General features: G+C 62.9%; 22 protein-coding genes and 2 pseudogenes. 12 read left to right on the top strand and 12 right to left on the bottom strand.

The annotated features are described in order from the left end of the window. Window positions 1–7 precede the first annotated feature (7 nt). Genes bsaQ through BG90_RS23875 form a run of 4 tightly spaced genes read right to left on the bottom strand, consistent with a single transcriptional unit; the run spans window position 8 to window position 5,782 of the window. On the bottom strand, window positions 8–2,080 hold the full coding sequence (gene bsaQ / locus BG90_RS23890) for a SctV family type III secretion system export apparatus subunit BsaQ (RefSeq protein ID WP_010119543.1): 2,073 nt from the start codon (window positions 2,078–2,080) through the stop codon (window positions 8–10). 42 nt (window positions 2,081–2,122) lie between these two features. Further along, a complete protein-coding gene (sctW, locus tag BG90_RS23885) occupies window positions 2,123–3,256 on the bottom strand; it encodes a type III secretion system gatekeeper subunit SctW (RefSeq protein WP_010119544.1) in 1,134 nt (377 codons plus the stop codon). Next, a complete protein-coding gene (gene sctC, locus BG90_RS23880) occupies window positions 3,253–5,103 on the bottom strand; it encodes a type III secretion system outer membrane ring subunit SctC (RefSeq protein WP_045568416.1) in 1,851 nt (616 codons plus the stop codon). Before sctC ends, sctW begins: the two co-directional genes overlap by 4 nt. Window positions 5,104–5,116: 13 nt before the next feature. Next, on the bottom strand, window positions 5,117–5,782 hold the full coding sequence (locus BG90_RS23875; protein ID WP_010119553.1) for a helix-turn-helix domain-containing protein: 666 nt from the start codon (window positions 5,780–5,782) through the stop codon (window positions 5,117–5,119). Between the two features lie 286 nt (window positions 5,783–6,068). Here BG90_RS23875 and BG90_RS36840 point away from each other — a divergent pair, with 286 nt between their 5' ends. The 10 genes and pseudogenes from BG90_RS36840 to BG90_RS23830 all read left to right on the top strand — a co-directional run bounded on the left by BG90_RS36840 (window position 6,069) and on the right by BG90_RS23830 (window position 14,883). Continuing rightward, entirely contained in the window at window positions 6,069–6,293 is a 225-nt protein-coding gene (locus tag BG90_RS36840) for a hypothetical protein (protein WP_232288951.1), read from the top strand. Further along, a complete protein-coding gene (locus BG90_RS23870) occupies window positions 6,268–7,530 on the top strand; it encodes a PrgH/EprH family type III secretion apparatus protein (RefSeq protein WP_010119555.1) in 1,263 nt (420 codons plus the stop codon). Before BG90_RS36840 ends, BG90_RS23870 begins: the two co-directional genes overlap by 26 nt. After that, window positions 7,527–7,796 carry a type III secretion system needle complex protein gene (locus BG90_RS23865; RefSeq protein WP_010119557.1) on the top strand — a complete coding sequence of 90 codons (270 nt, stop codon included), beginning with the start codon at window positions 7,527–7,529 and terminating at the stop codon, window positions 7,794–7,796. The genes BG90_RS23870 and BG90_RS23865 overlap by 4 nt, the downstream gene beginning before the upstream one ends. Window positions 7,797–7,855: 59 nt before the next feature. Further along, on the top strand, window positions 7,856–8,158 hold the full coding sequence (sctI, locus tag BG90_RS23860; protein WP_010119559.1) for a type III secretion system inner rod subunit SctI: 303 nt from the start codon (window positions 7,856–7,858) through the stop codon (window positions 8,156–8,158). 4 nt (window positions 8,159–8,162) lie between these two features. Further along, window positions 8,163–9,059, top strand: coding sequence for a type III secretion system inner membrane ring lipoprotein SctJ (sctJ, locus tag BG90_RS23855; protein WP_010109521.1), 897 nt, complete (start codon window positions 8,163–8,165; stop codon window positions 9,057–9,059). Next, window positions 9,056–9,643 (top strand): type III secretion apparatus protein OrgA/MxiK, encoded by a 588-nt coding sequence (locus BG90_RS23850; RefSeq protein WP_010109524.1) that lies wholly within the window; start codon window positions 9,056–9,058, stop codon window positions 9,641–9,643. Before sctJ ends, BG90_RS23850 begins: the two co-directional genes overlap by 4 nt. Next, a pseudogene (sctL, locus tag BG90_RS23845) lies at window positions 9,612–10,400 on the top strand (type III secretion system stator protein SctL). The gene BG90_RS23850 and the pseudogene sctL overlap by 32 nt, the downstream one beginning before the upstream one ends. Beyond that, a complete protein-coding gene (locus BG90_RS36510) occupies window positions 10,363–10,563 on the top strand; it encodes a hypothetical protein (RefSeq protein WP_010109528.1) in 201 nt (66 codons plus the stop codon). The pseudogene sctL and the gene BG90_RS36510 overlap by 38 nt, the downstream one beginning before the upstream one ends. A gap of 701 nt (window positions 10,564–11,264) precedes the next feature. After that, complete coding sequence (locus BG90_RS23835) at window positions 11,265–13,460, top strand: beta-glucosidase family protein (RefSeq protein ID WP_010119803.1); 2,196 nt, start codon at window positions 11,265–11,267, stop codon at window positions 13,458–13,460. Between the two features lie 931 nt (window positions 13,461–14,391). After that, entirely contained in the window at window positions 14,392–14,883 is a 492-nt protein-coding gene (locus BG90_RS23830; protein WP_010109790.1) for a hypothetical protein, read from the top strand. Window positions 14,884–15,051: 168 nt separating this feature from the next. On the opposite strand, the pseudogene BG90_RS33770 reads toward BG90_RS23830, so the two are convergent. After that, a pseudogene (locus BG90_RS33770) lies at window positions 15,052–15,601 on the bottom strand (IS110 family RNA-guided transposase); the annotation flags it as partial. A gap of 636 nt (window positions 15,602–16,237) precedes the next feature. Between BG90_RS33770 and BG90_RS33765 the strand changes: the two are divergent. Next, entirely contained in the window at window positions 16,238–16,696 is a 459-nt protein-coding gene (locus BG90_RS33765) for an avidin/streptavidin family protein (protein WP_010111286.1), read from the top strand. Window positions 16,697–17,048: 352 nt separating this feature from the next. Here the strand turns inward: BG90_RS33765 and BG90_RS23820 are convergent, their stop codons facing one another. Together BG90_RS23820 and BG90_RS23815 are read right to left on the bottom strand one after the other, a co-directional pair. Beyond that, the gene (locus BG90_RS23820) at window positions 17,049–17,333 is read right to left on the bottom strand and encodes a BrnA antitoxin family protein (RefSeq protein WP_041282266.1); all 285 of its coding nucleotides are present in this window, start codon (window positions 17,331–17,333) and stop codon (window positions 17,049–17,051) included. Then, the gene (locus BG90_RS23815) at window positions 17,317–17,670 is read right to left on the bottom strand and encodes a hypothetical protein (RefSeq protein WP_045568415.1); all 354 of its coding nucleotides are present in this window, start codon (window positions 17,668–17,670) and stop codon (window positions 17,317–17,319) included. The genes BG90_RS23820 and BG90_RS23815 overlap by 17 nt, the downstream gene beginning before the upstream one ends. 172 nt (window positions 17,671–17,842) lie before the next feature. On the opposite strand from BG90_RS23815, the gene BG90_RS35580 reads away from it, so the two are divergent. Further along, on the top strand, window positions 17,843–18,607 hold the full coding sequence (locus tag BG90_RS35580) for a hypothetical protein (protein WP_124072356.1): 765 nt from the start codon (window positions 17,843–17,845) through the stop codon (window positions 18,605–18,607). Between the two features lie 163 nt (window positions 18,608–18,770). On the opposite strand, the gene BG90_RS36245 is transcribed toward BG90_RS35580, so the two are convergent. The 5 genes from BG90_RS36245 to urtE form a co-directional block, all read right to left on the bottom strand. Further along, on the bottom strand, window positions 18,771–19,058 hold the full coding sequence (locus BG90_RS36245) for a hypothetical protein (protein WP_157135694.1): 288 nt from the start codon (window positions 19,056–19,058) through the stop codon (window positions 18,771–18,773). Window positions 19,059–20,061: 1,003 nt separating this feature from the next. Continuing rightward, window positions 20,062–21,087 carry an aliphatic amidase gene (locus tag BG90_RS23810; RefSeq protein WP_010122418.1) on the bottom strand — a complete coding sequence of 342 codons (1,026 nt, stop codon included), beginning with the start codon at window positions 21,085–21,087 and terminating at the stop codon, window positions 20,062–20,064. Between the two features lie 77 nt (window positions 21,088–21,164). Then, the gene (locus BG90_RS33755; protein WP_010112033.1) at window positions 21,165–21,500 is read right to left on the bottom strand and encodes an FmdB family zinc ribbon protein; all 336 of its coding nucleotides are present in this window, start codon (window positions 21,498–21,500) and stop codon (window positions 21,165–21,167) included. Between the two features lie 37 nt (window positions 21,501–21,537). Next, entirely contained in the window at window positions 21,538–22,776 is a 1,239-nt protein-coding gene (gene fmdA / locus BG90_RS23800; RefSeq protein WP_010112034.1) for a formamidase, read from the bottom strand. Window positions 22,777–22,837: 61 nt separating this feature from the next. Then, window positions 22,838–23,527: an urea ABC transporter ATP-binding subunit UrtE gene (urtE, locus tag BG90_RS23795; protein WP_010112035.1), complete on the bottom strand. Its 690-nt coding sequence runs from the start codon at window positions 23,525–23,527 to the stop codon at window positions 22,838–22,840. Window positions 23,528–23,536 lie beyond the last annotated feature (9 nt).

The raw sequence follows: 23,536 nt of genomic DNA, 5'->3' as shown, positions 1-23,536 counted from the left end.
TCTCTCCTTAGATCGTCTTCAACACATCGATTGCGACGCTGTCGGCCACTTCGCCGAACGACAGCACCTCCAGTTCCGGAAAGCGGCTCTCGATCAGCCGCTTGACGAAACGCCTGACTTCCATCGACGCGAGCAGCACCATGTCGCGCTGCGAAAAGCCCGCGCGCGCGAGCTCGAGCGCGAGCCGATCGAGCAGCTGCTCGCTCGTCGCGGGCTCCAGATTCAGATACGCGCCGCCCGACGTCTGCCGAACGCCCTTGCCGACCGCGTCCTCGAACTCGGCGGACAACACGAGCGCGCGCAGCTTGCCGCCCGCCGCGAAGCGGTTCGATATGTAGCGCGCGAGCGCCGCGCGCACGTGCTCGACGAGCAGGATCGAGTCCTTCTCCTTCGGCCCCCATTGCGCGAGCGATTCGAGAATCAGCTTCATGTTGCGGATCGAGATCTTCTCGGCGAGCAGGCGCTGGAACACCTCGGCGATCCGCTGCACCGAGATGTGCCGGTAGCTCTCCTTGATGAGCTCCGGATACTTCCGGTCCATGTCGTCGAGGAGGCGCTTCGCCTCCTGCACGCCGAAGAACTCCGACACGTTGCTCAGCATCACCGCGAGAAACTGCCCGTACAGATCGTCGATCGCCGGGCGCGTGAGCACGTCCATCTTCGCGAGCGCGTCGGTCTGCGACGCCGGCACCCACCACGCGTCGCCGCCCGCGCCGTCCGGCAGTTGCACGACGTCGACGGACAGCCCTTCGAGCGCGAGCGTCGAGCCGATCACGCGGTGCCGGTCGAAGCAGATCGCGAACGTCGCCGCGCGGATTTCGTTGATCAGCACGATCGCCTCGCGCGGGTGCATCTGCGGCGAATACGCGACGCGGATGTCGGGCAGGCGCAGCCCCATGTCGACGAACGCGCGCCGCCTGAACGCGTCGATCACGCCTTCCTGCTCGAACATCGGCTTCACCGCCTCGGGCACCATCAGCATCAGCGGCACCGTCTCCGGAATCAGCTTGTCGATGTCGACGTCGTCCGCGGCGGCGTCGGCGGATTTCGCCGCGCCGCCGCCCGACAGCGCGCCCGCGACCTTGCCGACGAGCCCGCCCTCGCGCGCCGGCTGGCCCGGCTTGCGCCATTCGCGGCGCACGTACAGCGCGCCGAGCGCGAGCGCGATCAGCAGGAAGACGATTAGCGGGAAACCCGGCAACAGGCCGATCGCGAGCGCGAGCACGGCCGTGACGATGAGCACGAACGGGTTCGAGAACAGCTCCCCGACGATGCTCGCGCCGAGATTGCTGCCTGAGCCGCTCACGCGGGTGACGACGAAGCCCGCGCCGATCGCGATCAGGAGCGCCGGAATCTGCGCGACGAGGCCGTCGCCGATCGACAGGATCGTGTAGGTCGTGAGCGCTTCGGACACCGACATGCCGTGCTGCATCACGCCAACCGAGATGCCGCCGATCAGGTTCACGAAGATCACGATGATGCTCGCGATCGCATCGCCCTTGATGAATTTCATCGCGCCGTCGAACGAGCCGTAAAGCTGGCTCTCGCGCTCGAGCGCCGAGCGGCGCGCCTTCACGCCCTCGTTGTCGATGACGCCCGCGCGCAGGTCCGCGTCGATGCTCATCTGCTTGCCGGGCATCGCGTCGAGCGAAAAGCGGGCCGCGACCTCGGCAACGCGCTCCGAGCCCTTCGTGATCACGATGAACTGCACGATCGTCACGATCACGAACACGACGAAGCCGACGACGAGGTTGTCGCCGATCACGAACTGCCCGAACGTCGTGATGATTTTGCCGCCGTCGGCCGTGAGCAGGATCATCCGGCTCGTGCTGATCGACAGCGCGAGCCGGAACAGCGTCGTGATCAGCAGGATCGACGGAAACGTCGAGAATTCGAGAATGTTGACGATGTAGAACGAGCCCATGAACACGAGCAGCGCCGTCACGATGTTGAAGCCGATCAGGAAATCGAGCACGTATGGCGGCAGCGGCACGATCAGCATCGCGATCACGAGCACCATCAGGCACAGGACGATCAGTTCGGGGCGCGCTTGGGCCTTGATCAGGAGATTCTTCAGCATGACTATCGACCGGATTGAATGGAGGTCGCTGCGTTGCGCGCGTCAGCCGGCGTCGGCGCGCGGGCGCGCCTGCCGCCGCTCGCGCGCGTACGTCGCGCCGATCAGGTCCTCGAACGCGTCGAGCGCCGCGCGGCGCGCATCGGCGTCGCCGAAGAGCGCGATCGGCACGCCTGCGAACGCGCGCAGCGCGAGCTGCAGCAGTTGCGATCGGCGCTCGGCTGAGAGCGGCTCGAGCAGATCGCCGAGCGTGCACAGCAGCACGTCGGCGACCGAGAACGGCCGCTGCAGGCCGCCCAGCATCGCCGCGAGCGCGCGCTCCTCGGTGAGCCCGCAATCGCGCGCGAGCGCGTCGTCGAGCAACCGGCCGACGAACAGCTCGTCGGCCGACGCGAGCATCCGCGCGTGATGCAGCGTGCCGAGGAGCGGCCCGAACTCGGCCGCGCAACCGCAGCTCGGGTCGTGCGACTGCATGTCGTACGACAGCGCGGCGCTCACGTAATCAAGGATCCGCTTGCGCCGGTTCGCGCCGAACTGCTCGATCCAGTCTTCGTAGACGACGAGATGCGAACCGTCGAACTCGAGGAACTGCCGGTACAGCTCGCGCAGCCGGCGCGGATCGAGCTGCATCCGCGCGCCGAACACCTTCGCCTTCAGCGCCGCGTTGATGCCCGCCTTGATCCGCTTGCCACCGTCGCCCGCGAGCAGTTCCTCGATTGCGCGCTCGACCACGTCGACGGAGTCGCCGTCGAGCCGGCGGCGCCGGCGCAGCTCGCGCAGCGCGAGCAGCAGATCGCTCTCGTCGCGAAAGCGCTCGCGCGCTTCGCGCAGCAGCGCCGCGAGATCCGCGCGGCCGCGCGATGCGTGGCCATCGGGCGATGTCTGGCGGCCGAACAGCGCGGCGAGCTCGTCGAGCTTCTCGTCGGCGTCCGTGTCGAGAATCCGTTCGAGATCGTCGCTGCGGCGTCCCTTTCGCTCCGACGCGCGGAACCGGCCGAACTGCGCGGCGGCGCTCGCCGCCTCCCCGTCGAGCTGCGCCTGCACGCCGGCCGCGCCCGTGGCCGACGCCTGCGGCGCGTCGTCGAGCGACGGCTCCGCGTCGAGCCGGTTCGCCGTGCTCGCGCCGTCGAGCGAAAGCCCGCGCCGCGCAACCGATGCCCCGCCGATGATCGAGCTCATGACTTATCGTCCATGTAGGGTTTGAGCATCTGCACGGTCGCGCGCAGCGTCGCGTTGTCCGCCGGATCGCCGGATTCCCACGGCTGGCCGTCGGGCCAGGCCGCGCCCGCGCGCAGCAGCTTCGGCTGGATCAGGAACACGCGCACGACCTGCTCGTGCCGGTCCGAATGCCCGCGAAACAGTCCGCCGATCAGCGGGATGCTAGCGAGCCCGGGAATCCGGAACGTGCGGCGCGTCACGTCGTCGCGCGTGTTGCCGCCGATGAGCAGGCTCATCTCGTGCGGCACGCGCGCGACCGTGTTGATCTCCGTGCGGTTGACGAGCGGCATCGTGTTGTTGTCGATGACGATCCGACCGTCGCTCGTCGCGCCGTCGGTGTTGCCGTCCTCGATGTCGACGATCATCTCGACCTGCGACGCGTCGCGCGTGAGCCGTGGCAGCACGTTGACGAGCGTGCCGTAGGTCACGTGTTCGAGCTGCACCGCGCGCTCGCCGATCAGCTTCGCGTAGAACGTCTGGTTGCTGTCGAACGTCGCCGGCACGTTCTCCTGCGTGAGCACGATCGGCCGCGAAATTACCGTTGCGTCGCCCGTCTGGCTGAGCGCCGCGACCGACGCGAGGAACTTCGTGCCGTCGAGCGTCGTCACGTTGCCGCCGCGATTGTTGAAGCCGACGCCGATGCCGGGCGCGTTGAGCGCGCCCTGCCAGTCGATACCCAATTGGTCAAGCCGGCTCTTCCTGATGTCGATGATCCACAGCGACAGCTCGATCTGCCGCTTCTCGACGTCGAGCGAGCGGATCAGCGCCTCCATGTCCTGCACCTTGTCGAGGCGGCCAACGAGGATCACGCTGTTCGTGTCCGGATACGCGACCGCGCGCACGCCGTCCGACGCGGGCAACGCGAAGCCGCCCGCCGCGCCGCCCATCGGGCTCGCGACGCTCGCCGGGTTCGCGCCGCCCGACGCATTGCCGGCGTCGAGCGGCGCGGGCAGTGCGTCGGCGAGCGAGAACGTCGGCTTGCCGGTTGCGCTCCCCGCGCCACCGCGCGCCGCAGCATCGACCGACGCGGCGGGCGACGACGCCAGCGCCCCCGGCCGCGCCGGGCCGAAGATCCGGCCGAGCACGGTCGCCATGCCCGCAATGTCGACCTGCTTGTTGCGCAGCGCATACTGGCGATCGACGACGAAACTGTTGTGAAGCTGCACGACCCGGACGACCTCCTTGTCACTCGCCTCGCTCGAGCGCACTTCGTCGAGATAGCGCGCGGCGGCGGCGACGAGATTCACGTAGACGGGCGCGCCCGTCACGTAAAACGTGTTGCTCAGATCGTCGCCGCGCACCGGAAAGCGCGGATCGTAGAGCCGCGTCTGCCGGATGAAATCGCGCAGGTTGCGCACGGTCGCATGGCGCATCGACACGACCGCGTTCTTGATCTCCGAGTTGTCGTAGATGTAAATCGACGCACCGTCGTCGTACCAGAGCAGCGACATCGATTCGCCCAGCCGCGCGAGGAGCGCGCGCGGCTGGGCAAGATCGAACTCGCCCGTCACGTGCTTGCGGCGCACCTTCTCGCTCGCGACGATCGGCTTGTGCAACCTGCCCGACAGCGCGTTGAGCAGCACGCTGATGCTCGCGTCGTTCGCGACGAAATGGCGCTCGTCTTGCGGTGCGCCCGCCGGCTGCGCCGCCGCGCGCGCGTCGCCGTCCGCCGCGTCGAGCAGCGCGGGCGGCCCGCCCGCGTCGGTGGGCGGCGCCCCGTCGATCGGCGCGGCGAACGCCGCGCCCGTCATCAGCAGCCATGCGGCGAGCGCGGCTGCCTGTCGTCTGGCCGTGTCGGCGTTCATCATCGGTTCGGGTTCCTCATGTCCTGCGGCGGAACTGGCACGGCGAAATGCCAAACAAGTCCTTGATTTCTCTCGAGAAGTGGGACGACGACGCAAAACCGTTACTCATCGCGACCTCGGTCATGCTGTCGCGACTCTCGACGACCTCTAGCAACGCCTGCGCAGCGCGCCATTGCCGAAGCTCGCGCTTGAGGCCGCGGCCGAGCGCCTGCCGGCACAGCCGGCGAAAGTGCGGCTCCGACACGCCATAGCGCGCGGCCAGCGTGGCGACGGACTGCGGGCTCGCGCGCTCGCGCAGCAGAAAGCGCACGAGCCCGTAGCTCTCCTGCGCGCGCAGGAACGCGAGCAGCGGATCGGCGTCGTCCGGCGCGCCCATCACGCGGGCGATCAGCCAGCGATCGAATTTCCAGATGCTCAGATCGCCGGGCGCATCGATCACCGCGCCATCCGAAGCGCTCGCGCGATATTCCCGGCCAGCCCCATTCGGTTTCGCACAGCTTTCCAGAAAAGCGAGCAATTTGGCCGCCTCGAATAACGGCACTTCATGAAAACGCCATGCGCCTTCGTGCGACACGATTCTGAATTGACCGGCCCCGATAATCAGCGCCGATCGATTTTTATCGATCGAAACGGCGTGAGACGTCGCGCCGAACGATGCGTCCAGTTTCACGATTTCCGTCACCGACTTGATGAGCCTGATTGCCGGCCCAGTAAATGATCTGAATTTTCCGGGTGGGACCACCACGCAATCGAATTTATTGAATCGATTGGCCATCGTGCACTCCTCGATATTGGCCGCGAGCCAACTGAATGATATTTCGCCGCCCTTCCGGAAATGCATATTAATCAGACGTCAAATTTCGATCAAGCAAAAAATCCGGTATTTATAAAATCTCACGAGAATCATATCAATTCATCCAGCCATAATCTTCTTTCATATTTTCATTCAGGAATATTCAGGATCATTCATGGCGAGGAAGGCCATCCGGCAGTACATTTCATCCGTCGAGCCGGATTCCGGCCCATCAACGAAGCACCTGATCGGCACGACCGCCTGGCTCGAATCCGATTATCCGGCTCTTATCGACGGAAACGGGATCGATCAATCGAACGATACGCCCCTAATCGGACCATTTATCGCCCAGTCCATCCTGGAAAATCGCAGAGATGAATACACCAGATTCCGGACGTGAAATCCTGCAGCTCCGAATCCTGTTCGGCCCGCTCTTCGGCTCGGATATTACGATTCCGTCGAGCGAAATATTTTTCTGCGTCGGCGAAAACGTGGTCGACGATCGTCTGCTCGTGAAATCCGAAAATCAGGCCGATCATTATCTGGAGCGCGCGGTCGATACACTGTATATCCCGCATCGATCCGGTTCGCCGAATTTTCGTTTGCGTTTTCCTCCGTTGCCCGGTCGGGCGACGCAAATCACGGAAACCAATACCGCCGCATGCTGCGATTTCGAAGTCGATTTTCTATCCGTGGACGGTTGCGTCACGCAATACGCGGCATTCAACACCGTCTGTGGCGCCGGCGACGTCGCGTTCGCGGTGAAGCGCCAGGACGACGACTGGAGCGACGCGATCGCGCACTATGCGCCGCGGCCCGACCCGCAGCCGCCTGACGCCGCAGACGAGCCCGGCGACCGCGCTTCGCGCTTCGCGCTCAAGCTGGGCGCCTTGCTCGTCGCGGGAGCCACCCTCGCGGCGCTCGCGTACTGGCAGGTGCAACGCCACATCGGCACGCAGAAGCTCGCGAGCATAAATGGCGTGCTGGCGGGCGCGCCTGCGCGCAACGCTATCCTGCCGGGCGACGACGGCCGGATCTACGTGCTGAGCGCGTCGCAGGACGGCGCCGAATGGGATCGCGAGGCGCTGCTGAAGGCGGCGCTGCCGGACAAGATCGAGGTCACCGTGATCGGCTCGGAGCGGCAACGGATCGAGCGCCGGCTCGACGAAGCGGGCATCGATTTCGTGACCGTGCGGCTCGAAGCGCCCGAGCGCCCCGAGCTGATCGTTACCGACCGGCTGGGCGCGGCCGCGCGCGAACGCGCGGTTCGCGAGCTGCGGCGCGCGGCGCCGTACGTGCAGGACGTTCGCGTGACCGACGCGAGCCTCGGCGTGATCGAGCGGGAAGCGCGCAGCGCGCTCGACAAGGTAGGCGTGCGCTACCGGCTGCTCGCGCGGCACGGCGGCGCGACGTTCGAAGTGGCGACGTCGTTCGGCGACGAGGAGCTCGCCGCGTTGCAGAACCTCATGCGCTCGTTCGGCCACAAGTGGGGCACGCGCCGCGTCGATTTCAAGATCGCGCTGCGCACCGACTGGCTGAAGGGCAAATCCTATCGGGAAGGCGGCGACGGCTATGTGCTGCTCGATCACGCGTCCTGGTATTTCCCGCAACCCTTGGAAGGAGCACATTCCCGATGAGCAATACCCAGACTCCATTGCTGGGCGACTACGAGTGGTCAGGCTACCTGACCGGCATCGGCCGCGCGTTCGACACCGGCGTGAAGGATCTAAACGATCAGTTGAAGGACGCCCAGAAGAAGCTGACGGAAAACCCAAGCGATCCGACGGCACTCGCGAACTACCAGATGATCATGTCCGAATACAACCTGTATCGGAACGCGCAGAGCAGCGCGGTCAAATCGATGAAGGACATCGATTCGTCGATCGTCTCGAACTTCCGCTAACCCTCTCCTCATCTCCGGGACGACGCGGCGCGAGCCGCGCCGCGCCGGGCCGAACGATCATGAACATCACGAACCCGCTCGCCGTGTCCCCGCCGCCATCGCTCAGCGAGATCGAATCGCCCGAGCGGCCAGCGACGCTCGACGCGATCCTGAAGCAAACGCTCGCCGATGCGAACGACAAGTCGAACGTCGCGAAAGCCAGCATCGAGTCGCGGCTCGCCGATCCGGTTGACTTCGCGCATCCGGAAAAGCTGATCGCGCTGCAGACCGAGTTGTCCGACTACAACATCTACGTCTCGCTCGCGAGCACGCTCGCGCGCAAGGCCGTCGCGGCGGTGGAGACGCTCGTCAAGGCACAATGACGCGATGAAGCGATTCGTCTCTTTCTCGCTGCTGCCCGCGCTGCTGCTGCTCGCCGCATGCAACCAGCAGGAGTTGCTGAAGAATCTGACCGAGCAGCAGGCCAACGACGTCGTCGCGGTGCTCCAGGCGCACAATCTCGCCGTGCGCAAGGAGGACCTCGGCAAGACCGGCTACGCGGTCAGCGTCGAGCAGGTCGATTTTCCGACGGCCGTCGATCTGCTGCGGCAATACAATCTGCCGTCACAGGCGCGCGTGCAGATCGGCCAGGCGTTTCCGGCCGACTCGCTTGTCGCGTCGCCGCAGGCCGAGCAGGCGCGGCTGCTGTCCGCTGTTGAGCAGCGCCTCGAACAGAATCTCGCCGCGCTGCAGAACGTCGTCAGCGCGCGCGTGCAGATCAGCTATCCGCTCAAGCCGTCCGACAGCGGCAAGCCCGACGCCCGAATGCACGTCGCCGCGCTCCTCACCTATCGCAACGACGTCAACCAAGACATCCTCGTCAGCGAAGTGAAGCGGTTCGTGAAGAACAGCTTCACGAACATCGACTACGACGACATTTCGGTGATCCTGTATCGCGCGCCGTCGCTGTTCCGCGGCGCGCCGACAATGCCCGCGTCGCACGCGGGCGCCACATGGCTCTACTGGCTCGCCGCGATTCCGGCCGCGCTCGCGGCGGCGGCCGCGTGCGGGCTCGGCTACCTGCGCCGCAGGCGCGACGCTGCAGCGCGCGACACGCCGGCGAGTGCGGAGACGCACATCGAGCCCGACGGCCCGGTCGCACCCGACGCGCCGGACATGGCCGATACGCCGGGCCCACCTGATGCGGCCGATACGACCGCCCTCGTCGATGCGACGGACGCGGTCCGCGCGTCGAGCGGCGGCCCGCAGGAGCCGCGCCGATGAATCCGCACGCGTTGATGCAGGTGATGTACGGTCCGCTCGGCTATGCGCATCGGGATCATCGAACGATCGCCGGCGTCGACCTTGCACGCGTGCCCATCGACATCGCGAACCAATGGCTGATCGACCATCATCGCCTCGACACCGCGATCGATTTCGATTGGCGCGACGCGCCGTTCGCGCGGCGCTGCGTCGACCACTGGGCGCTCCTGCCGCGCATCGCGTTCCTGATCGGCGTGCAACGGCTACGCGTGCCGCTCGTCGAGCACGGACGATACGTGCGGCTCGATCCGTCGAGCCAGCGCTTTCTATGCGTGCCGCTCGCGGCCGTGCCAAAAGCCGCGTGCGCCGGCGCGCCCGACGACGACGCGGTCGTCGCGGCCGGCTCCGCCTGCATCGCAGCCGCGCTGCGCGATGCGCCGCGCGCGCTGCGTCAGCGCCTGCCGCTGCTGTTCCCGCGCGCGCATGCGACGCGCCTCGACTCCGAACTGGGCCGCGCGCGCGACGACGCGCGCGCCGTCTGGTCTCCCACGCTCTTCTCCTTCGCGGTGAATCATGCGCTCCTCGACCCTGAGCCAGTTTCCTGACACGCTCGCGCCGCTGGCCGGCGTGCTGCTCAAGCGCGCGCCGCTGTCGCAGGCGGCTCGCGCCGACCGATTGCTCGACGAAGCGAGGCGCCGCGCGCAACGGCTCGTGCGCGACGCCGAAAGCGAGGCCGATGCATGCCGCGCGCATGCGGCGACAGCCGGCTACGAAGCCGGATTCGCGCGCGCGATCGCGGAAGTCGCCGCTTGCATCGAACGAATCGACATGCAGCGGGCGACGCTGCTCGAACGCGTCGTCGACAACGTTCGCTGCTCGCTCGAACACCTGCTCGACGATCCGGATCTGCTGCTGCGCATCGTGAACGCGCTCGCGAGCCGTCACGCGTGCGCGGCCGATCGCCCGCTGCGCGTGTCGGTGCCGACGCACGCGAAGCGTATCGCGCCCGCGATACGCGAACGCCTGAACGATGCGTATCCGTCGGCGCAGGTCGTCGTCGCCGACACGCGAACGTTCGTCGTCGAATCGGACGAAGACATTCTCGAATTCGATCCGCGCGTCATCGCGCACGCGCTTGGCGACGCGGCGCTCGCCGCGTGCCGCGCGGCCGCCCGGATTGCCGACGACGACGCGCTCGAGCGGCGCGCGACGATCGATGCGCTGGATCGACTCGAATGACGCGCGGCATGCGATACGGCCGCGATCGACGATGACCCGCCGCCCACGTCCACCGATACTTCAACCGAGCAACAGGAGCAATGCGATGACGCCCTTGCAAGCCGCGACGCACGCGCAGACTGACGCCACCCACCATTCGGCGAACCGAGACGCACCGAAGCCGCCCGCCTCGCTCGACGAAATCATGAGGCAATGGCTGATCAACGACTTCAAGCAGAAGGTGATGTTTCCCGACCCCGACGACCCGAGCGCCTGCCCGACGTTCGACGGCAACGGCAATTGGTAACCCCTTGAACGGCAGAGGCAGCGGTACGAATTCGGACAATCGAATCACTGGTGACCCTGCCTCGTTTTCCCGTACGGCATTTCATGCAGCGATGAGATGGTCGACGCCGTCGAAGCGGAGGCCACGGCCGAAGGCAAGACGCCGTTCACGATGGATCGGCTCCGGCGCTTCCTCGACGTCGAGCGCGAAGACAGCGACCTGTTCTGACGATCACGGCGCGTCGCATCACGCCGGCTTGCCGCGATCCTCCTGTATTGGGATCATCGAACTCGATTTGCTTCGCGCCATGCAATCTGATCGACGACTGGCGATGCACGACATTCGTCAATCGCCGATTGATTCGGCAACCCAAACATCTTCCGACGACAAGTCGTTGACGATGGCTTCGCACGGCCGCCCGATCGCGCAAACGCGACGCAATCGCCGCGAGTCGAAAACGGCATCGATCGATAACCAAATCGTTCAAAAGTTTACTTGTAGCCACTCTACTTATGCGCTATTACTAGCCGTGGAGTTTTGCTACATCCCCCGCGACGGCTGCTCACGCCGGATTCGTCACCGGTCCGGCCCCGCCCGCGACGCATGATCGAGTTTCATCCGCCACACGCTTTGCCGCGCGACGTCTTTCGCGTACGCGCTCGCGCAAGGTTCCGCCCGGCGCAAAACGGCAAAACGAAACAAGCATTCACGGAGACAAACCCATGCACGCAAAACGCTTCTCCCTCGCCGTTCTTGCCGTCACGCTGTGCGTTTCCGCGCATGCGTCCAAAAACGCCGCGCCGTCCAAAGACTTCGCATTCCGGGACGACTCCGCGCATCGCCGCGCAGACATGCTGGTTCGCCAGATGACGCTCGACGAGAAACTGCAGCTCATTCATTCGAAGTACCCGATGAGCGACGTCCCGGGCGGCGGCGCGGGCTTCATTCAGGGCATCCCGCGGCTTCGCATTCCCGATCTGAACATGGTGGATTCGGCAACGGGCTCCGGCAGCACGTCGCAGCCGAGCACGACGTTTCCCGCCACGATCGGGCTCGCGGCGAGCTGGGACAAACGCCTTTCGTACGCATTCGGCGCCGCGATCGCCGATCAGTTGCGCGCGCAAGGCTTCGCGATGGGCCTGGGCGGCGGCACCAACCTCGCGCGCGAGCCGCGCGGCGGCCGCCTGTTCGAGTATCTCGGCGAAGATCCCGTCCTCGCCGGCGAAATGCTCGCGGCGCGCACGGGCGGCACGCAGGACCACAAGGTGATCGCGACGATCAAGCACTACGTCGGCAACGAACAGGAAACGAACCGGATGGGCGGCGACGTCCGGATCGACGAACGCACGCTGCGCGAGCTCTACCTGCTGCCGTTCGAAATCGCGATGAAGGCGGCGCGGCCCGGCAGCGTGATGTGCGGCTACAACCGCGTGAACGGCGACTACGCGTGCGAAAACGCGCACGTGCTCACCGACGTCCTCAAGAACGATTGGCACTTCCAAGGGCTGGTGCAATCCGACTGGGGCGCCGTGCACAGCACCGCGAAGGCGATCAACGCGGGGCTCGACGAAGAGGAGGACGTCGGGCCGACCGTGTTCCTCACGCCCGATCTCGTCAAGCAGGCGCTCGCCAATCACGAGATCGCGCAAGCGCGTCTCGACGACATGGTCCGGCGCAAGCTGTATGTGATGATCCGCACGGGCGTCATGGACGATCCGCCCCAGGGCGGCGAAGCGATCGATTTCGCCGCGGCGAACCGCTTCGCGCAATACGCGGCGGAGCAGTCGATCGTGCTGCTGAAGAATCAGGGCCGCCAACTTCCGCTCGATGCCGCGAGCCTGAAGCGGATCGCGGTGATCGGCGGCCATGCCGACGCGGCCGTGCTGACGGGCGGCGGATCTGGCAATACGCGGCACCCCGTCACGGGCGCGTTCGCCGGATGCGGCGGGCTGACGTTCCCGACGACGACGGGCTGCAACTGGTGGCCGAATCCGTGGCTGAAGCTCGGCGTGCCGATCGTCGATGCGATCCGGAACCTTGCGCCGGGCGCGACGGTCGCCTTCGCCGGAAACAGCGATCAGCAATCGCCGTTTGCCGCCTACACCTCGCAGCAAATCGACGCGGCGGTCGATCTGGCGCGGCGTTCCGACGTGGCGATCGTCTTCGTCACGCAGGCGGCCGGCGAAGATTTCGGCGAACTGCGCAGCCTCGCGCTCGCGAATCCGACGAATCAGGACGCGCTCGTCCAGGCGGTTGCGCAAGCCAATTCGCGCGTGATCGTCGTCGTCGAGAGCGGCAATCCGGTGCTGATGCCGTGGCGCGATCAGGTGTCCGCGATCGTTCAGGCCTGGTTCCCGGGCGAAGGCGGCGGCAACGCGATCGCCAACGTCCTGTTCGGCAAGGTCAATCCGTCGGGCAAACTGCCCGTCACGTTCCCGGTGCGCGACGAGGACACGCCGACCTGGGGCGCTGACGGCGCGTTCGCGCCGAACCCCGTCTATGCGGAGAAGCTCAAGATGGGCTATCGCTGGTACGACGCGAACCGCATCGCGCCGATGTTCCCGTTCGGCCACGGCCTGTCATATACGCACTTCTCATACTCGGGGCTGGCCGTGAAGCAGCGTCCGGATGCGACGACCACCGTGTCGTTCACGCTGACCAACGACGGCCCCGTCGCCGGCGCCGAAGTGCCGCAGGTCTATCTCGGCGATCTCGACGATCCGCAGGAGCCGCCGCAGCGGCTCGTCGGATGGGACAAGGTGAGCCTGCGCGCCGGCGAAGCGCGACGCATGCGCATCGTGATTCCGGCCGACATGCGGCGCGTGTGGGATACGAGCCGCAATGGATGGGCATTCGCGAAGGGCGGCCGCATCTATGTCGGCGCGTCGTCGCGCGATATTCGGCTCCGGCAGCAATGAGGATCGGTGGCGGCGTCTCGCGGCGCCGCCACCTCGAATCACGAAGCAGCGCGCGGCCACTCGGCGACCGATCGGCATCGAGGCATCGAGGCATCGCCCGGCATGCGCCACGTCATGCCGCCCGACTCCTCGCCGGCAAAGCGCAGCCTCGCGCGCACCGAGATACGGCCTGCGCCATCATCATCGAAGACGACACGTGCGGCAGCAATGCTGCCGCAGAATCGAAACGATTGGCGCGAAACGCCGCACCGGGTCGCTGACGCGCCAGCGCTCGCGTCCTACGCTTGCCGGTGTTGAGCACGGCTCGGCCACGTCTCGGTTGCGCCTCCAGCATATCGCCACGCGCATCGCCCGGCGCATTCCACTCATCGGAATGAAAGCGATCGAACTCATATGCAAGCGGGTACCGCGCCAAATCGCGAGCGCCTGTCGCCCGAACCCTGAATTTCCGGGTCGCCCCGCGCGCCGCCGAATGCTGCGAATGGCCCGCCTTCATCTTTGCGCTTGCTGTCGTTGGAACGGAAATTCGTCGGCGGCCATGATGGCGGCTCGACGCACCGGCCTCCTGAAATCGGCTGTCAAACGCGACCTTTTATCCCATCTCGAAATTGACTTTCTTTAAATATTTTCCAAGCGAAACTACAAAAATTTGTAGTTTCGAACAGCTGCCCTTCCAATCTATGCTTAATCCAACAAGTACGAACTCGACACATGATATGCCCATCTCATAAAAATTATAAAGCATGGCCATCTCAATAAATCAGAAAATCAATTCACGAAAAGCGATTTTAATCGACACGCATCCCGTCAGGACGTCACTCATTTCACGAATCGAAGCATAGCCCGTCTGCAGCGGGTTTACACGCGGCGCGATCAAAAGCGCCAAATCAGCACGACAACCGTCATCACCTTCAAGAAAGGAGTCCGCATCATGGCCACGACCACCGAAGAAGAAATCCTGCCGCAGATTCTTCACCACCTTTACAGCGTGACTGGCGGCGAAGTGAATCCGTCGTCCGTCTCGACCCCGGTCGTCGAGCTCAAGCTGCAGTTCGACGACGCCAATCGTCGCATTTCCGGGTTCGGCCGAATCGTCTGGGGCAAGGTCAAGCCGCCGAAAGTCACCTCGGATTTCGTCGATCTCATCATCCACGGCGATTACGGATACTTCCCGCCCATTTCGAAACAAAACGACCCGAATTTTCTGGTCCGCACCCTTCAATTCAACCTGGTCGGGTATCCCAATCTGCACTGGAACCCGCGCTGGGGCATCGGCCCTCAACTCCAGGTCATTTTCAACCTCAACGCGGTGATTCCCGTCGGATCGAAAACCGGGTATGCCGCCTACAGCTACGGCCTCCCCCACGATCCTGAAAGCGCCGTCTCCGTGGGCGACGCGACGATCCGCCAATTGCTGCTCTGATCGCGCGACCAGGTCCGCGACGTTCGAAAGACATTCGATCACGTCAAGAAACCTCCGCACGCGATGAGCGGTGACCGATGACGCGCCGGCGATGCAATGTCGCCGGCATCGTCGATTTCCCCATGCGACATCGGAAATCGGCGCTGATCGCGCCGGGAAGTTATCGCGCGCGTGCAGGCGCTCGAGGATGGCGATCAGGCGCGGCGGCGGCTCATGCTCGGCCAGCACGGCCGGCAGGCGCGTGATGACGGCTTGACCGATCTGCAGGCCGATGCCGAATTCGAGCAGAAAGCCACGCATCTGGTTGACGGCCTTCGTGCGGTCGCGGATCAGCGATTCGCGAACCCGATGCAGTGCTGACAGCGTTTGTTGCGATTCGGTTTTCGGTGTGACAAAGCGCATGGACGGGCGCGAAGCCGCCTCACAGATCGCCTCGGCATCCACGAAGCCGTTCTTGTTGCTCTTGACGAAGGGACGCACGAATTGCGGCGAGATGAGCTTGACCTGCTGCCCGGCGCCGGCCAGTTTGCGAGCCATCCAATGATCGCCGGCGCAGGCTTCCCTGACCACCTTGCAGACGTGAAACGCGGCAAAGCACTCGATCCACCGCTTGCCGGCTCACTTTCTTGCGAAACACGGCCTTGCCATGCCGATCCCGCCCGTGAAGGCGAAACGAATGCTTGCCCAGATCGATTCCAACCAGCGCGACGCGCTGCATGATGGCCTCCAGAAACAAAAACACCCTACAGCGTTACCCGCATGTAGGGCGGGGTGGCCATCTATCTCATTAGGCCCGCGAGGCTTTCACCTTGCGGACTTAGTTTTCCATCGGCGAACCTATCGCCACATGAAAATATCTCGCATTTAAGCGATATCGATCATCAGCACGCGATCAAACCAAACAGGATGTTGACGATCTGTTGACGATCGCGCCACTCGCCGGCCGATCCGATTATTCATTTCATATCGTCAAAAATTCAACACCATACCGGTTCCATCAACACAATTCACGATATTTCAGAATTCAATTTCAATTAAATCACATTCTTGCAAAATACCTACATCCGACCTATTCTGAACATGTATCATTCTTAACATCAATGCGAAATTAATTAATTTATCCGTTAAATAAAACACCAAAATCGATAGTCATTTTATCCCCCATCCTCACCAGCAAAACATATCTCGCAATTATTTCACCCACTCGATTGAGCGTCTTAAAACGGCGAGGACTGCAAAGAGGCGCTATCCGTCGAGCTCACGCGAAATGAGTGCTGGATTGGGTGTGAGGCTCGCCACAGCGTGGTTTGGCCGATACGAGAGATCCGCACCATCACAATGAAGGAAATGAAAAATGAAAAAGACGCTCGCATCACTCGCCATCCTGGGGACTCTCGCATCATCTCCGTGGGCTAACGCTGCAAATTGCCAGAGCCCGGTTGGAACGTGGCTCAATGAGCTTGGTTCCACCATGACAATTAACTCCTACACATCTGGAAACGGCGCTATCTCCGGCACCTATAAATCGCCGTCGGGAACAGCAGGGCAGGCATTCCCTCTTGCCGGTTGGTTCTACGCAGCGTCATCGTCATCCCCTGGATTGGATCAAGTCACGCTGTTCACATTCTCCGTAAACTGGAACACTCCACAGGCCCAATACAACAGTATCACGACGTGGTCAGGAATTTGCCGCATGACAGGCGGCGTACCGACGATCCAAGCGCTTTGGTACTACTCGAATGCATTCGCCCAATATCCGTGGAAGCACGTCAACGTGGGGCAAGATGTTTTCCAGCCAACTGGCACTCAATAAGGGCCATTCCATCCGATAATCATGTGCCCCCCCCTGCCGAGCGAATTGGCAGGGGCACCGAGCGCAGATGCAAAACCATACTCCGGCGCGAAATTCCTGAGGCAGGGCTCCCTCCCCGATCCTCACTCGCACTCCAATCAAATTTATCACCTGCTCGCCCGTCCGTATCCGGACCTCAAGTGAAAACGCCACAACTGTCGGGAATCGGCAAGAGGCGCGGATTGGTCTGCATAAGAAAAAGCCCTGAGGCTTTCGCACTCAGGGCTTCATCGGGCGCACCTCGCGCCCGATGTCGTCAATATAGCGAAACGCGACGCAGTTCCCCCCTTTCGATCACATCGTCGAGCGAAGATTACACCGGCTGATGCTCCCTCAACCACTCGCGCAGCGCATCGTTCATGCGCGTCTGCCAACCTTCTCCCGTCGCCTTGAAGGCGTCGACGATATCGACGTCATAGCGCACGGTCAATTGCACCTTGGGCACTTCATGCGGCGGACGACCGCGCTTACCTCCACGCGTCATCTTCGCAAAGTCCTCCGCCGGCACGTCGAACGTGTCGGGGTCGGCCGCGATGCCGCGGATGATTGCCGCATCCGCTTCGTCCGTCGGCATGACGATCTCACGCTTGCTCGACATAGCTCTTGACCTCCCACTTACTCGCCTTGCGCATGTTGATGATGTGCATCGAGTCGCAAGGTATACCTCGCACATCCCATTCGGCGTCGCCGCTCTCGATGCATGCCCCGAGCACGCGCAACTTCTTGTTGTCGATCCAATACGCGCTCGTCCGAAATACGTCCGGCGCAACCCAACGAATATCGCTTGGTGCGATATGGGTCCGTCGACGTTCCGGGATGAACGCATCGACCTCGACGGCCGTCAGCAATTGGCGCTTGACCGTCGCGATGCGCGCGATCCGGTATTCGGCCGTCAGCAACGGCTTGTGCGGCTCGGCACTGATCGTCGGCCGCATCCCGTGCCATCGCTCAAGGCAGTGCCGGCCAGCACGCGCCATCGAAGCAACATGGAATAGCAGGCAATAAGTTCGCAGCCCCGGTTGCAGCTTCGCAGTTCCACACGACGGGCGATCGATTGAGTTGACCATGGCGGCTCGGCCCAACGTCAACGAATTTGGAGGAAATGCAATGGATGCTACCCGCATCTCCGGCACGCCCGGCACCACACACATTCAAGGCCACAGCGAGGGCGACGCGTCCGCCCAACGTCCGCCGAGGTCCGTTTCCCCTCGCCGCGTCCCGACCAACGAATTGCTTCAGAACAACTTGAAACGTTTCGTGCGGAAAGAAAAAGAAACCCCGCTGCCCAGCCAGGATCCCGTGAATATTCCACACATCTCAAGCGCAATGCATAAGCTCAATGTGGAAAAAAACCGGCTGGCGAAACATAAGGAAAATAATGCGGAAAAGATCAGCCAGGGAAAGATACCCGCAGCCGTGAAAACATCCGAGGCGAACATCAAGAAGTTCGAAGCCTCGCTTCAACAGGCAAGAAATGCGGGAAGTCTCGGTACTGAAGAGTTCAAGAAGCTGGCCATGCAACACGCAAAATCCAGTAGCAACAGTCCATTCCTCTCCGGCACACCCGAGTATACGGTGGGGCAAAACAGCCAGGAGTCTTACGCGAATGACTCTATCGCGCGCGGACAACCGGCGGTCTTCTCGGTTCTCCACACCGATCGTGCGCTGACAAATCCAGCGAATAGCAGAGAGCACGAATTACTATTGCCGGTTGCGGAGTACCGGCGAGAAGTCGCAGGAACGTTCACTATGGAACCAGGAGGAAACAAAACCTATGTCGACACTAGCAGCGATCAATCGGTGACATACCACGGCGAAGATGCACAGCAGAAATTCGAACATGCAGCCGGCAAATTGAACACGCAGAAGTAGCCGATTGAATTCCTCTCCGCGATCGGCTCGAAGGCCTCTATCGCTGCATGTATCAGTTGTTCGCTGGTAGCAATTATGCGTGATCCACCGTCAAGCATCTCGTCATTGCACTACGTCGAGGAAATCGCTCCGCAAATTCAGGTGGATCACGCGCGCATGCCTGTCATCGAGAGGTTGCGCCCACCACCATCGCCGATGACAACTTTGACCGATTGAATCGATCCGTCTCAGCCGCACGCTCGACGACTTTTCCCGCAAGGCCGGATACAAGTTCGTCAGCACCGCGTCGGTCGTTAACGAGCAGGGCCTGCGATTGACGCTCGACACCCTGCAACGGCGGTTTCGAGATGCTCGAAGAAAAGCAGGCATGGGCGACAACGAATTCCAATTCCGATATCTGCGTGCGAAAGCCCGCACCGATAAGACGGATAGCACGGGCGACGTCCGCCAAGCACCGAGCAACTCGGGCACACTTCGGTCGCCATGACCGAGCATTATGTTCGCAGCCGCCTCGACGACAAGGTGAAGCCGACGAAGTAGCGGAATTGCGGAAAAGAACGATATTTGCGGAAATGGATTGCGCCAAACTCCAATTGCGCAATCCGTCCGAAAACCTTGTGGCGGAAGACAGCCAACTCCAACCACCGCTCGCAAAGGTCCGCCAGGTAAGACTCCCTCGATCGCAGATGGCTTCCTACCCACGATCCTACCCATAAATGCTCCATCGGCAATCAAATACCGACCGCAAGGCATTGCCGGCAAAGGATCTCCGAGCAAATTTCCGCCCCCAAAGTTGTCGGCAGCGACACAGCGACGTTGGAGAGTCCACCTATAAGCCCCCAGGATTCTGCGAACAATGCCAATACATACGAGCGCTCTGCCGCAGATAGCGCAGGCAGCGGCCAAAGGCAGCTACAGTCTGCCCGACGAGAGATACAATTATGTAAAGTCTCCAGGAATCCGAAGAAAGTGGAATTTATTTGTGCCAGCGCTGCCAGTTCTTTCTGCCGGATCGCCACTGTGCGCGCGACCGTCGGATTCGAGCGTTTCTTCCTGTGTCTTGCTCTCCAGCTTGTTTGATCCGCATCGCCATCGCTACTATCGAGCGGCGATAGCGATCGAGCGAGTGACGATTCCGTGCGTAGCAATATACCCAGACGAATGAACCAGTAAGGAAAGTAGTCCACATAACCTTGATCAATATATCGGTAGACGTAATGCCATGCTCGTTGACGTAGCGGCCAACCCACGCGGGATCGAATTGATTTTTTAACAGGATTGTGGCCGTTGTCTCCTTGGCCTTGGCGATCAAGCACCATTGCCCTTCAATCGTCCTGAAAATCAGAGCTTCCGAGACGGTGTGCTGCCCTTCCGACCGAATGGCCTGTCAGTCGCGCGCGATTTTTCGGCGCACTTGCCGCACAATCAACGTCCGATGTCCAAGGCGCGGCTACTCAGTCTTCGTGCGGGATTCCTTCGATCGGACACTCCGGCGTGCCAGGGGTTGGACGCGTGAGCGCTTCGACGCGGCGACGCGTGGCGTCTGGATCCACAATCCAGTCGCGATAGAAGCCGAATGGACAGTCCGCGACGCCATTCACGCCATCGCCGGAATGAATGGTGCCGGTATAACCGCGATGCAGCAGCTTGTATAGATGGTTCTGCGACTGCATGTTACGCCGCGCGTCGCGAATCATGACGAGCGACAGCTCCGCATACTGCACGCCCATTTCCTCCTCGCCGCACTCGCCGAGCGTGCGCCCGTCGAACCCCACGATCGCCGAATGGCCGAAGTACGAATACACGCCGTCCCAGCCCGTTGCGTTGGCCACTGCCACGTATGTGTTGTTCATCCACGCCATAGCCTTCGCGACCATCACCTGCTGCTCCTTCGCTGGGTACATATAGCCCTGACAGCGCACGATGAGCTCCGCGCCATTCATCGCGCAGTCGCGCCAGATCTCCGGATAATTTCCGTCATCGCAGATGATCAAGCTGATCTTGAGGCCCTTCGGCCCGTCCGTCACGTAGGTGCGGTCGCCCGGATACCAGCCTTCGATCGGTGTCCACGGCATGATCTTGCGGTACTTTTGCACGATCTCGCCGCGATTGTCGATCAGCACGAGCGTGTTGTACGGCACCTTGTGCGGATGCTGCTCGTGGCGCTCGCCCGTGATCGAGAACACACCCCATACGTTGGCCTTGCGGCACGCCGCCGAAAAAATGTCGGTCTCTTCGCCGGGAATCGCCGATGCCGTATCGAACATCTCTTGGCGGTCGTACATGATGCCGTGGGTCGAATACTCGGGGAACACCACGAGATCCATGCCCGGCAAACCCTGCTTCATGCCGACCACCATGTCGGCGATACGGCGCGCGTTGTCGAGCACCTCCGCCTTCGTGTGCAGACGCGGCATCTTGTAGTTGACCACCGCGACACCTACACAATCGCGGCTACTCGAAATATCACCATGTCGCATAACGCTTCCTCCTCGAACACGTAGACGCCGCGCGCGACGGCCGCTGCTTCCGGGCATCGGCTCGCGCGCGGCACACCTTAATGGCTAATCATCCACGGCCGTCCCGCCGGCCGTTGGAGGCCATCCGACGCCGTGCCTGCGAGATTCGTCGCGCCGCCCGAGCAGCAACTGCAACCGGCGCGATGGCGCAGTGGCGACCCGTCGCCCGACTGACGGGGTACGTGCGCGGCACGCTCGTTGGTCGCGTGTGCGGCGCGGCCCGCGCCTCCCATCAGCGCCAGTGATGGCGCGCTGACGACGCGTCCGCCTTCTGCGCCGCAGTCGGGACAGCAGCACGATTTTTCGCGATCCGCGATGCGGCGCATGACGAAGAACGGCCCGCAGCTTGTGCACTCGAATTCGTAGATTGGCATGACAGCCTCCTTTTCCCGCGTAATTTCAGTGTGTCGCTCAAGCCTTCGCGAGATCCGGCGAACACGGCAGATCCACGCCGCCCTGGATGTGCTTGATCGGGCCGTCGGCGTTCGGGCGAATGTCGAAGTCGAAGATCTGCGTGGGCAGCCACAAGGTCGCACACGCGTTCGGAATATCCACCACGCCACTGATATGTCCCTGAACCGGCGCACAGCCAAGCAGCGAATACGCTTGCGCGCCCGAATAACCGAATTTCTTCAGGTACTCGATAGCGTTCAGACACGCCTGGCGATACGCGGTGGTTACGTCGAGATAATGCTGGCCACCCTGCTCGTCGACGGAAATTCCTTCGAAAATGAGGTAATCGTTATAGGTCGGCGTGATCGGGCTGGGCTGAAAGACCGGATTGCGAATACCGTATTTCGCCATACCGCCCTTGATGAGATTCACGCGCATATGCACCCAGCCGGCCATTTCGATCGCGCCGCAGAACGTAATCTCGCCGTCGCCCTGGCTGAAGTGCAGGTCGCCGACCGAAAGGCCCGCGCCATCCACGTAGACCGGGAAAAACACCTTCGAGCCGCGCGACAGATCCTTGATATCGCAATTGCCGCCATGCTCGCGCGGCGGCACCGTGCGCGCGCCCTGCGTGGCCGCCTTGTCGCGCGCCTCGCCCACGAGCTTGCCCATGTGGGCGGTGGCCGCGAACGGCGGATTCGCGAGCGGCGGCACGCGATCGGGCGCGGTGGCAATCAGGCCGGCTTCGCGGGCGTTCCAGGTCTCCAGCAGTTTCGGATCGGGCAGGCAGCCGATCAGGCCTGGGTGAATCAGGCCCGCGAAATTCACGCCCGGAATATGGCGCGAACTCGTATAGACACCGTGAAAATCCCAGATCGATTTTTGCGCACTGGGGAAATGATCGGTGAGAAAGCCGCCACCGTTGGTCTTCGAAAAGAAGCCGTTGAAGCCCCATTGACTATCGGCCTTCGCGCCGATGTCGAGCAGGTCGACCACCAGCAGGTCGCCGGGCTCCGCGCCGTGCACGCCCACCGGGCCGGAGAGAAAGTGCACGATCGACAGGTCGATGTCCCGCACGTCGTCGGCGCTGTCGTCGTTCTTGATGAAGCCACCGGTCCAGTCGTAGGTTTCAAGAATGAAGTCGTCGCCGGGCTTCACCCAGCAGGCCATCGGAATGTCGGGGTGCCAGCGGTTGTGCACCTGTTCGTTTTCGTAGGCCGACTGGTTCAGATCGACCTTGATGAGAGTCTCGGGCATGGCATTCGCTCCTGAGTTCGCGGATTGACATACGGCGCGGCGGGCGAACGCCGCGCCGCGCTCAGACGGAGAGGTATTCGCGGATGCGGTCGGTGTCGCCCGCATCGCGCGTGCTTTGGTGCACGAAGCGCCCGCCCTCGATCACGAACAGGCGGTCGGCCACGTCGAGCGCGAAGCTCAACACCTGCTCCGAGACAACGATGGCGATATTGCGGCTCGTGCGAATCTGGTTGAGCGCCTTGGCGATGTCCTTGATCACGGACGGCTGGATGCCTTCGGTCGGCTCGTCGAGCAGCAGCACTTTCGGGTCGGTCGCGAGCGCGCGCGCGATCGCGAGTTGCTGTTGCTGGCCGCCCGAGAGATTGCCGCCCTTGCGCTTTCTCATGTCGAACAGCACGGGAAACAACGCGTAAAGTTCGTCGGGCACGCGCTGGCTCTGCGCGTTCTCGAGGCCCGTCTGAATGTTTTCCTCGACGGTCAACGACGCGAAAATCTGCCGTCCTTGCGGCACGTAGCCGATGCCTTTCGACACGCGGCGGTAGCTCTCGTCCTTCGAAACGTCGGCGCCGGCCACGCGCACCGTGCCGCGATTGGCGGGCAGCATGCCGATCAGCGCCTTGAACAGCGTGGTCTTGCCCATGCCGTTGCGGCCCATCACGGCCACGCTTTCGCCTTGCGCAACGGAAAAGCCGATGCCGTGCAGCACTTCGCTCTGGCCGTAGCTGACGACGAGATCGTCGACTTCCAGCATGATGTGTTC

It is taken from the genome of Burkholderia oklahomensis C6786 (assembly GCF_000959365.1).
In the GTDB taxonomy this organism is placed as follows: domain Bacteria; phylum Pseudomonadota; class Gammaproteobacteria; order Burkholderiales; family Burkholderiaceae; genus Burkholderia; species Burkholderia oklahomensis.
The sequence above is the reverse complement of the archived record's forward strand: the minus strand, read 5'-3'. Positions and strand labels throughout refer to the sequence as shown.

Excerpts from the sequence above, each read along its gene's own strand:
- bsaQ (WP_010119543.1), bottom strand. The coding sequence starts at position 2,080 with ATGCTGAAGAATCTCCTGATCAAGGCCCAAGCGCGCCCCGAACTGATC.
- sctW (WP_010119544.1), bottom strand. The coding sequence starts at position 3,256 with ATGAGCTCGATCATCGGCGGGGCATCGGTTGCGCGGCGCGGGCTTTCG.
- sctC (WP_045568416.1), bottom strand. The coding sequence starts at position 5,103 with ATGATGAACGCCGACACGGCCAGACGACAGGCAGCCGCGCTCGCCGCA.
- BG90_RS36840 (WP_232288951.1), top strand. The coding sequence starts at position 6,069 with ATGGCGAGGAAGGCCATCCGGCAGTACATTTCATCCGTCGAGCCGGAT.
- BG90_RS23870 (WP_010119555.1), top strand. The coding sequence starts at position 6,268 with ATGAATACACCAGATTCCGGACGTGAAATCCTGCAGCTCCGAATCCTG.
- BG90_RS23865 (WP_010119557.1), top strand. The coding sequence starts at position 7,527 with ATGAGCAATACCCAGACTCCATTGCTGGGCGACTACGAGTGGTCAGGC.
- sctI (WP_010119559.1), top strand. The coding sequence starts at position 7,856 with ATGAACATCACGAACCCGCTCGCCGTGTCCCCGCCGCCATCGCTCAGC.
- sctJ (WP_010109521.1), top strand. The coding sequence starts at position 8,163 with ATGAAGCGATTCGTCTCTTTCTCGCTGCTGCCCGCGCTGCTGCTGCTC.
- BG90_RS23850 (WP_010109524.1), top strand. The coding sequence starts at position 9,056 with ATGAATCCGCACGCGTTGATGCAGGTGATGTACGGTCCGCTCGGCTAT.
- BG90_RS36510 (WP_010109528.1), top strand. The coding sequence starts at position 10,363 with ATGACGCCCTTGCAAGCCGCGACGCACGCGCAGACTGACGCCACCCAC.
- BG90_RS23835 (WP_010119803.1), top strand. The coding sequence starts at position 11,265 with ATGCACGCAAAACGCTTCTCCCTCGCCGTTCTTGCCGTCACGCTGTGC.
- BG90_RS23830 (WP_010109790.1), top strand. The coding sequence starts at position 14,392 with ATGGCCACGACCACCGAAGAAGAAATCCTGCCGCAGATTCTTCACCAC.
- BG90_RS33765 (WP_010111286.1), top strand. The coding sequence starts at position 16,238 with ATGAAAAAGACGCTCGCATCACTCGCCATCCTGGGGACTCTCGCATCA.
- BG90_RS23820 (WP_041282266.1), bottom strand. The coding sequence starts at position 17,333 with ATGTCGAGCAAGCGTGAGATCGTCATGCCGACGGACGAAGCGGATGCG.
- BG90_RS23815 (WP_045568415.1), bottom strand. The coding sequence starts at position 17,670 with ATGCGGCCGACGATCAGTGCCGAGCCGCACAAGCCGTTGCTGACGGCC.
- BG90_RS35580 (WP_124072356.1), top strand. The coding sequence starts at position 17,843 with ATGGATGCTACCCGCATCTCCGGCACGCCCGGCACCACACACATTCAA.
- BG90_RS23810 (WP_010122418.1), bottom strand. The coding sequence starts at position 21,087 with ATGCGACATGGTGATATTTCGAGTAGCCGCGATTGTGTAGGTGTCGCG.
- BG90_RS33755 (WP_010112033.1), bottom strand. The coding sequence starts at position 21,500 with ATGCCAATCTACGAATTCGAGTGCACAAGCTGCGGGCCGTTCTTCGTC.
- fmdA (WP_010112034.1), bottom strand. The coding sequence starts at position 22,776 with ATGCCCGAGACTCTCATCAAGGTCGATCTGAACCAGTCGGCCTACGAA.
- urtE (WP_010112035.1), bottom strand. The coding sequence starts at position 23,527 with ATGCTGGAAGTCGACGATCTCGTCGTCAGCTACGGCCAGAGCGAAGTG.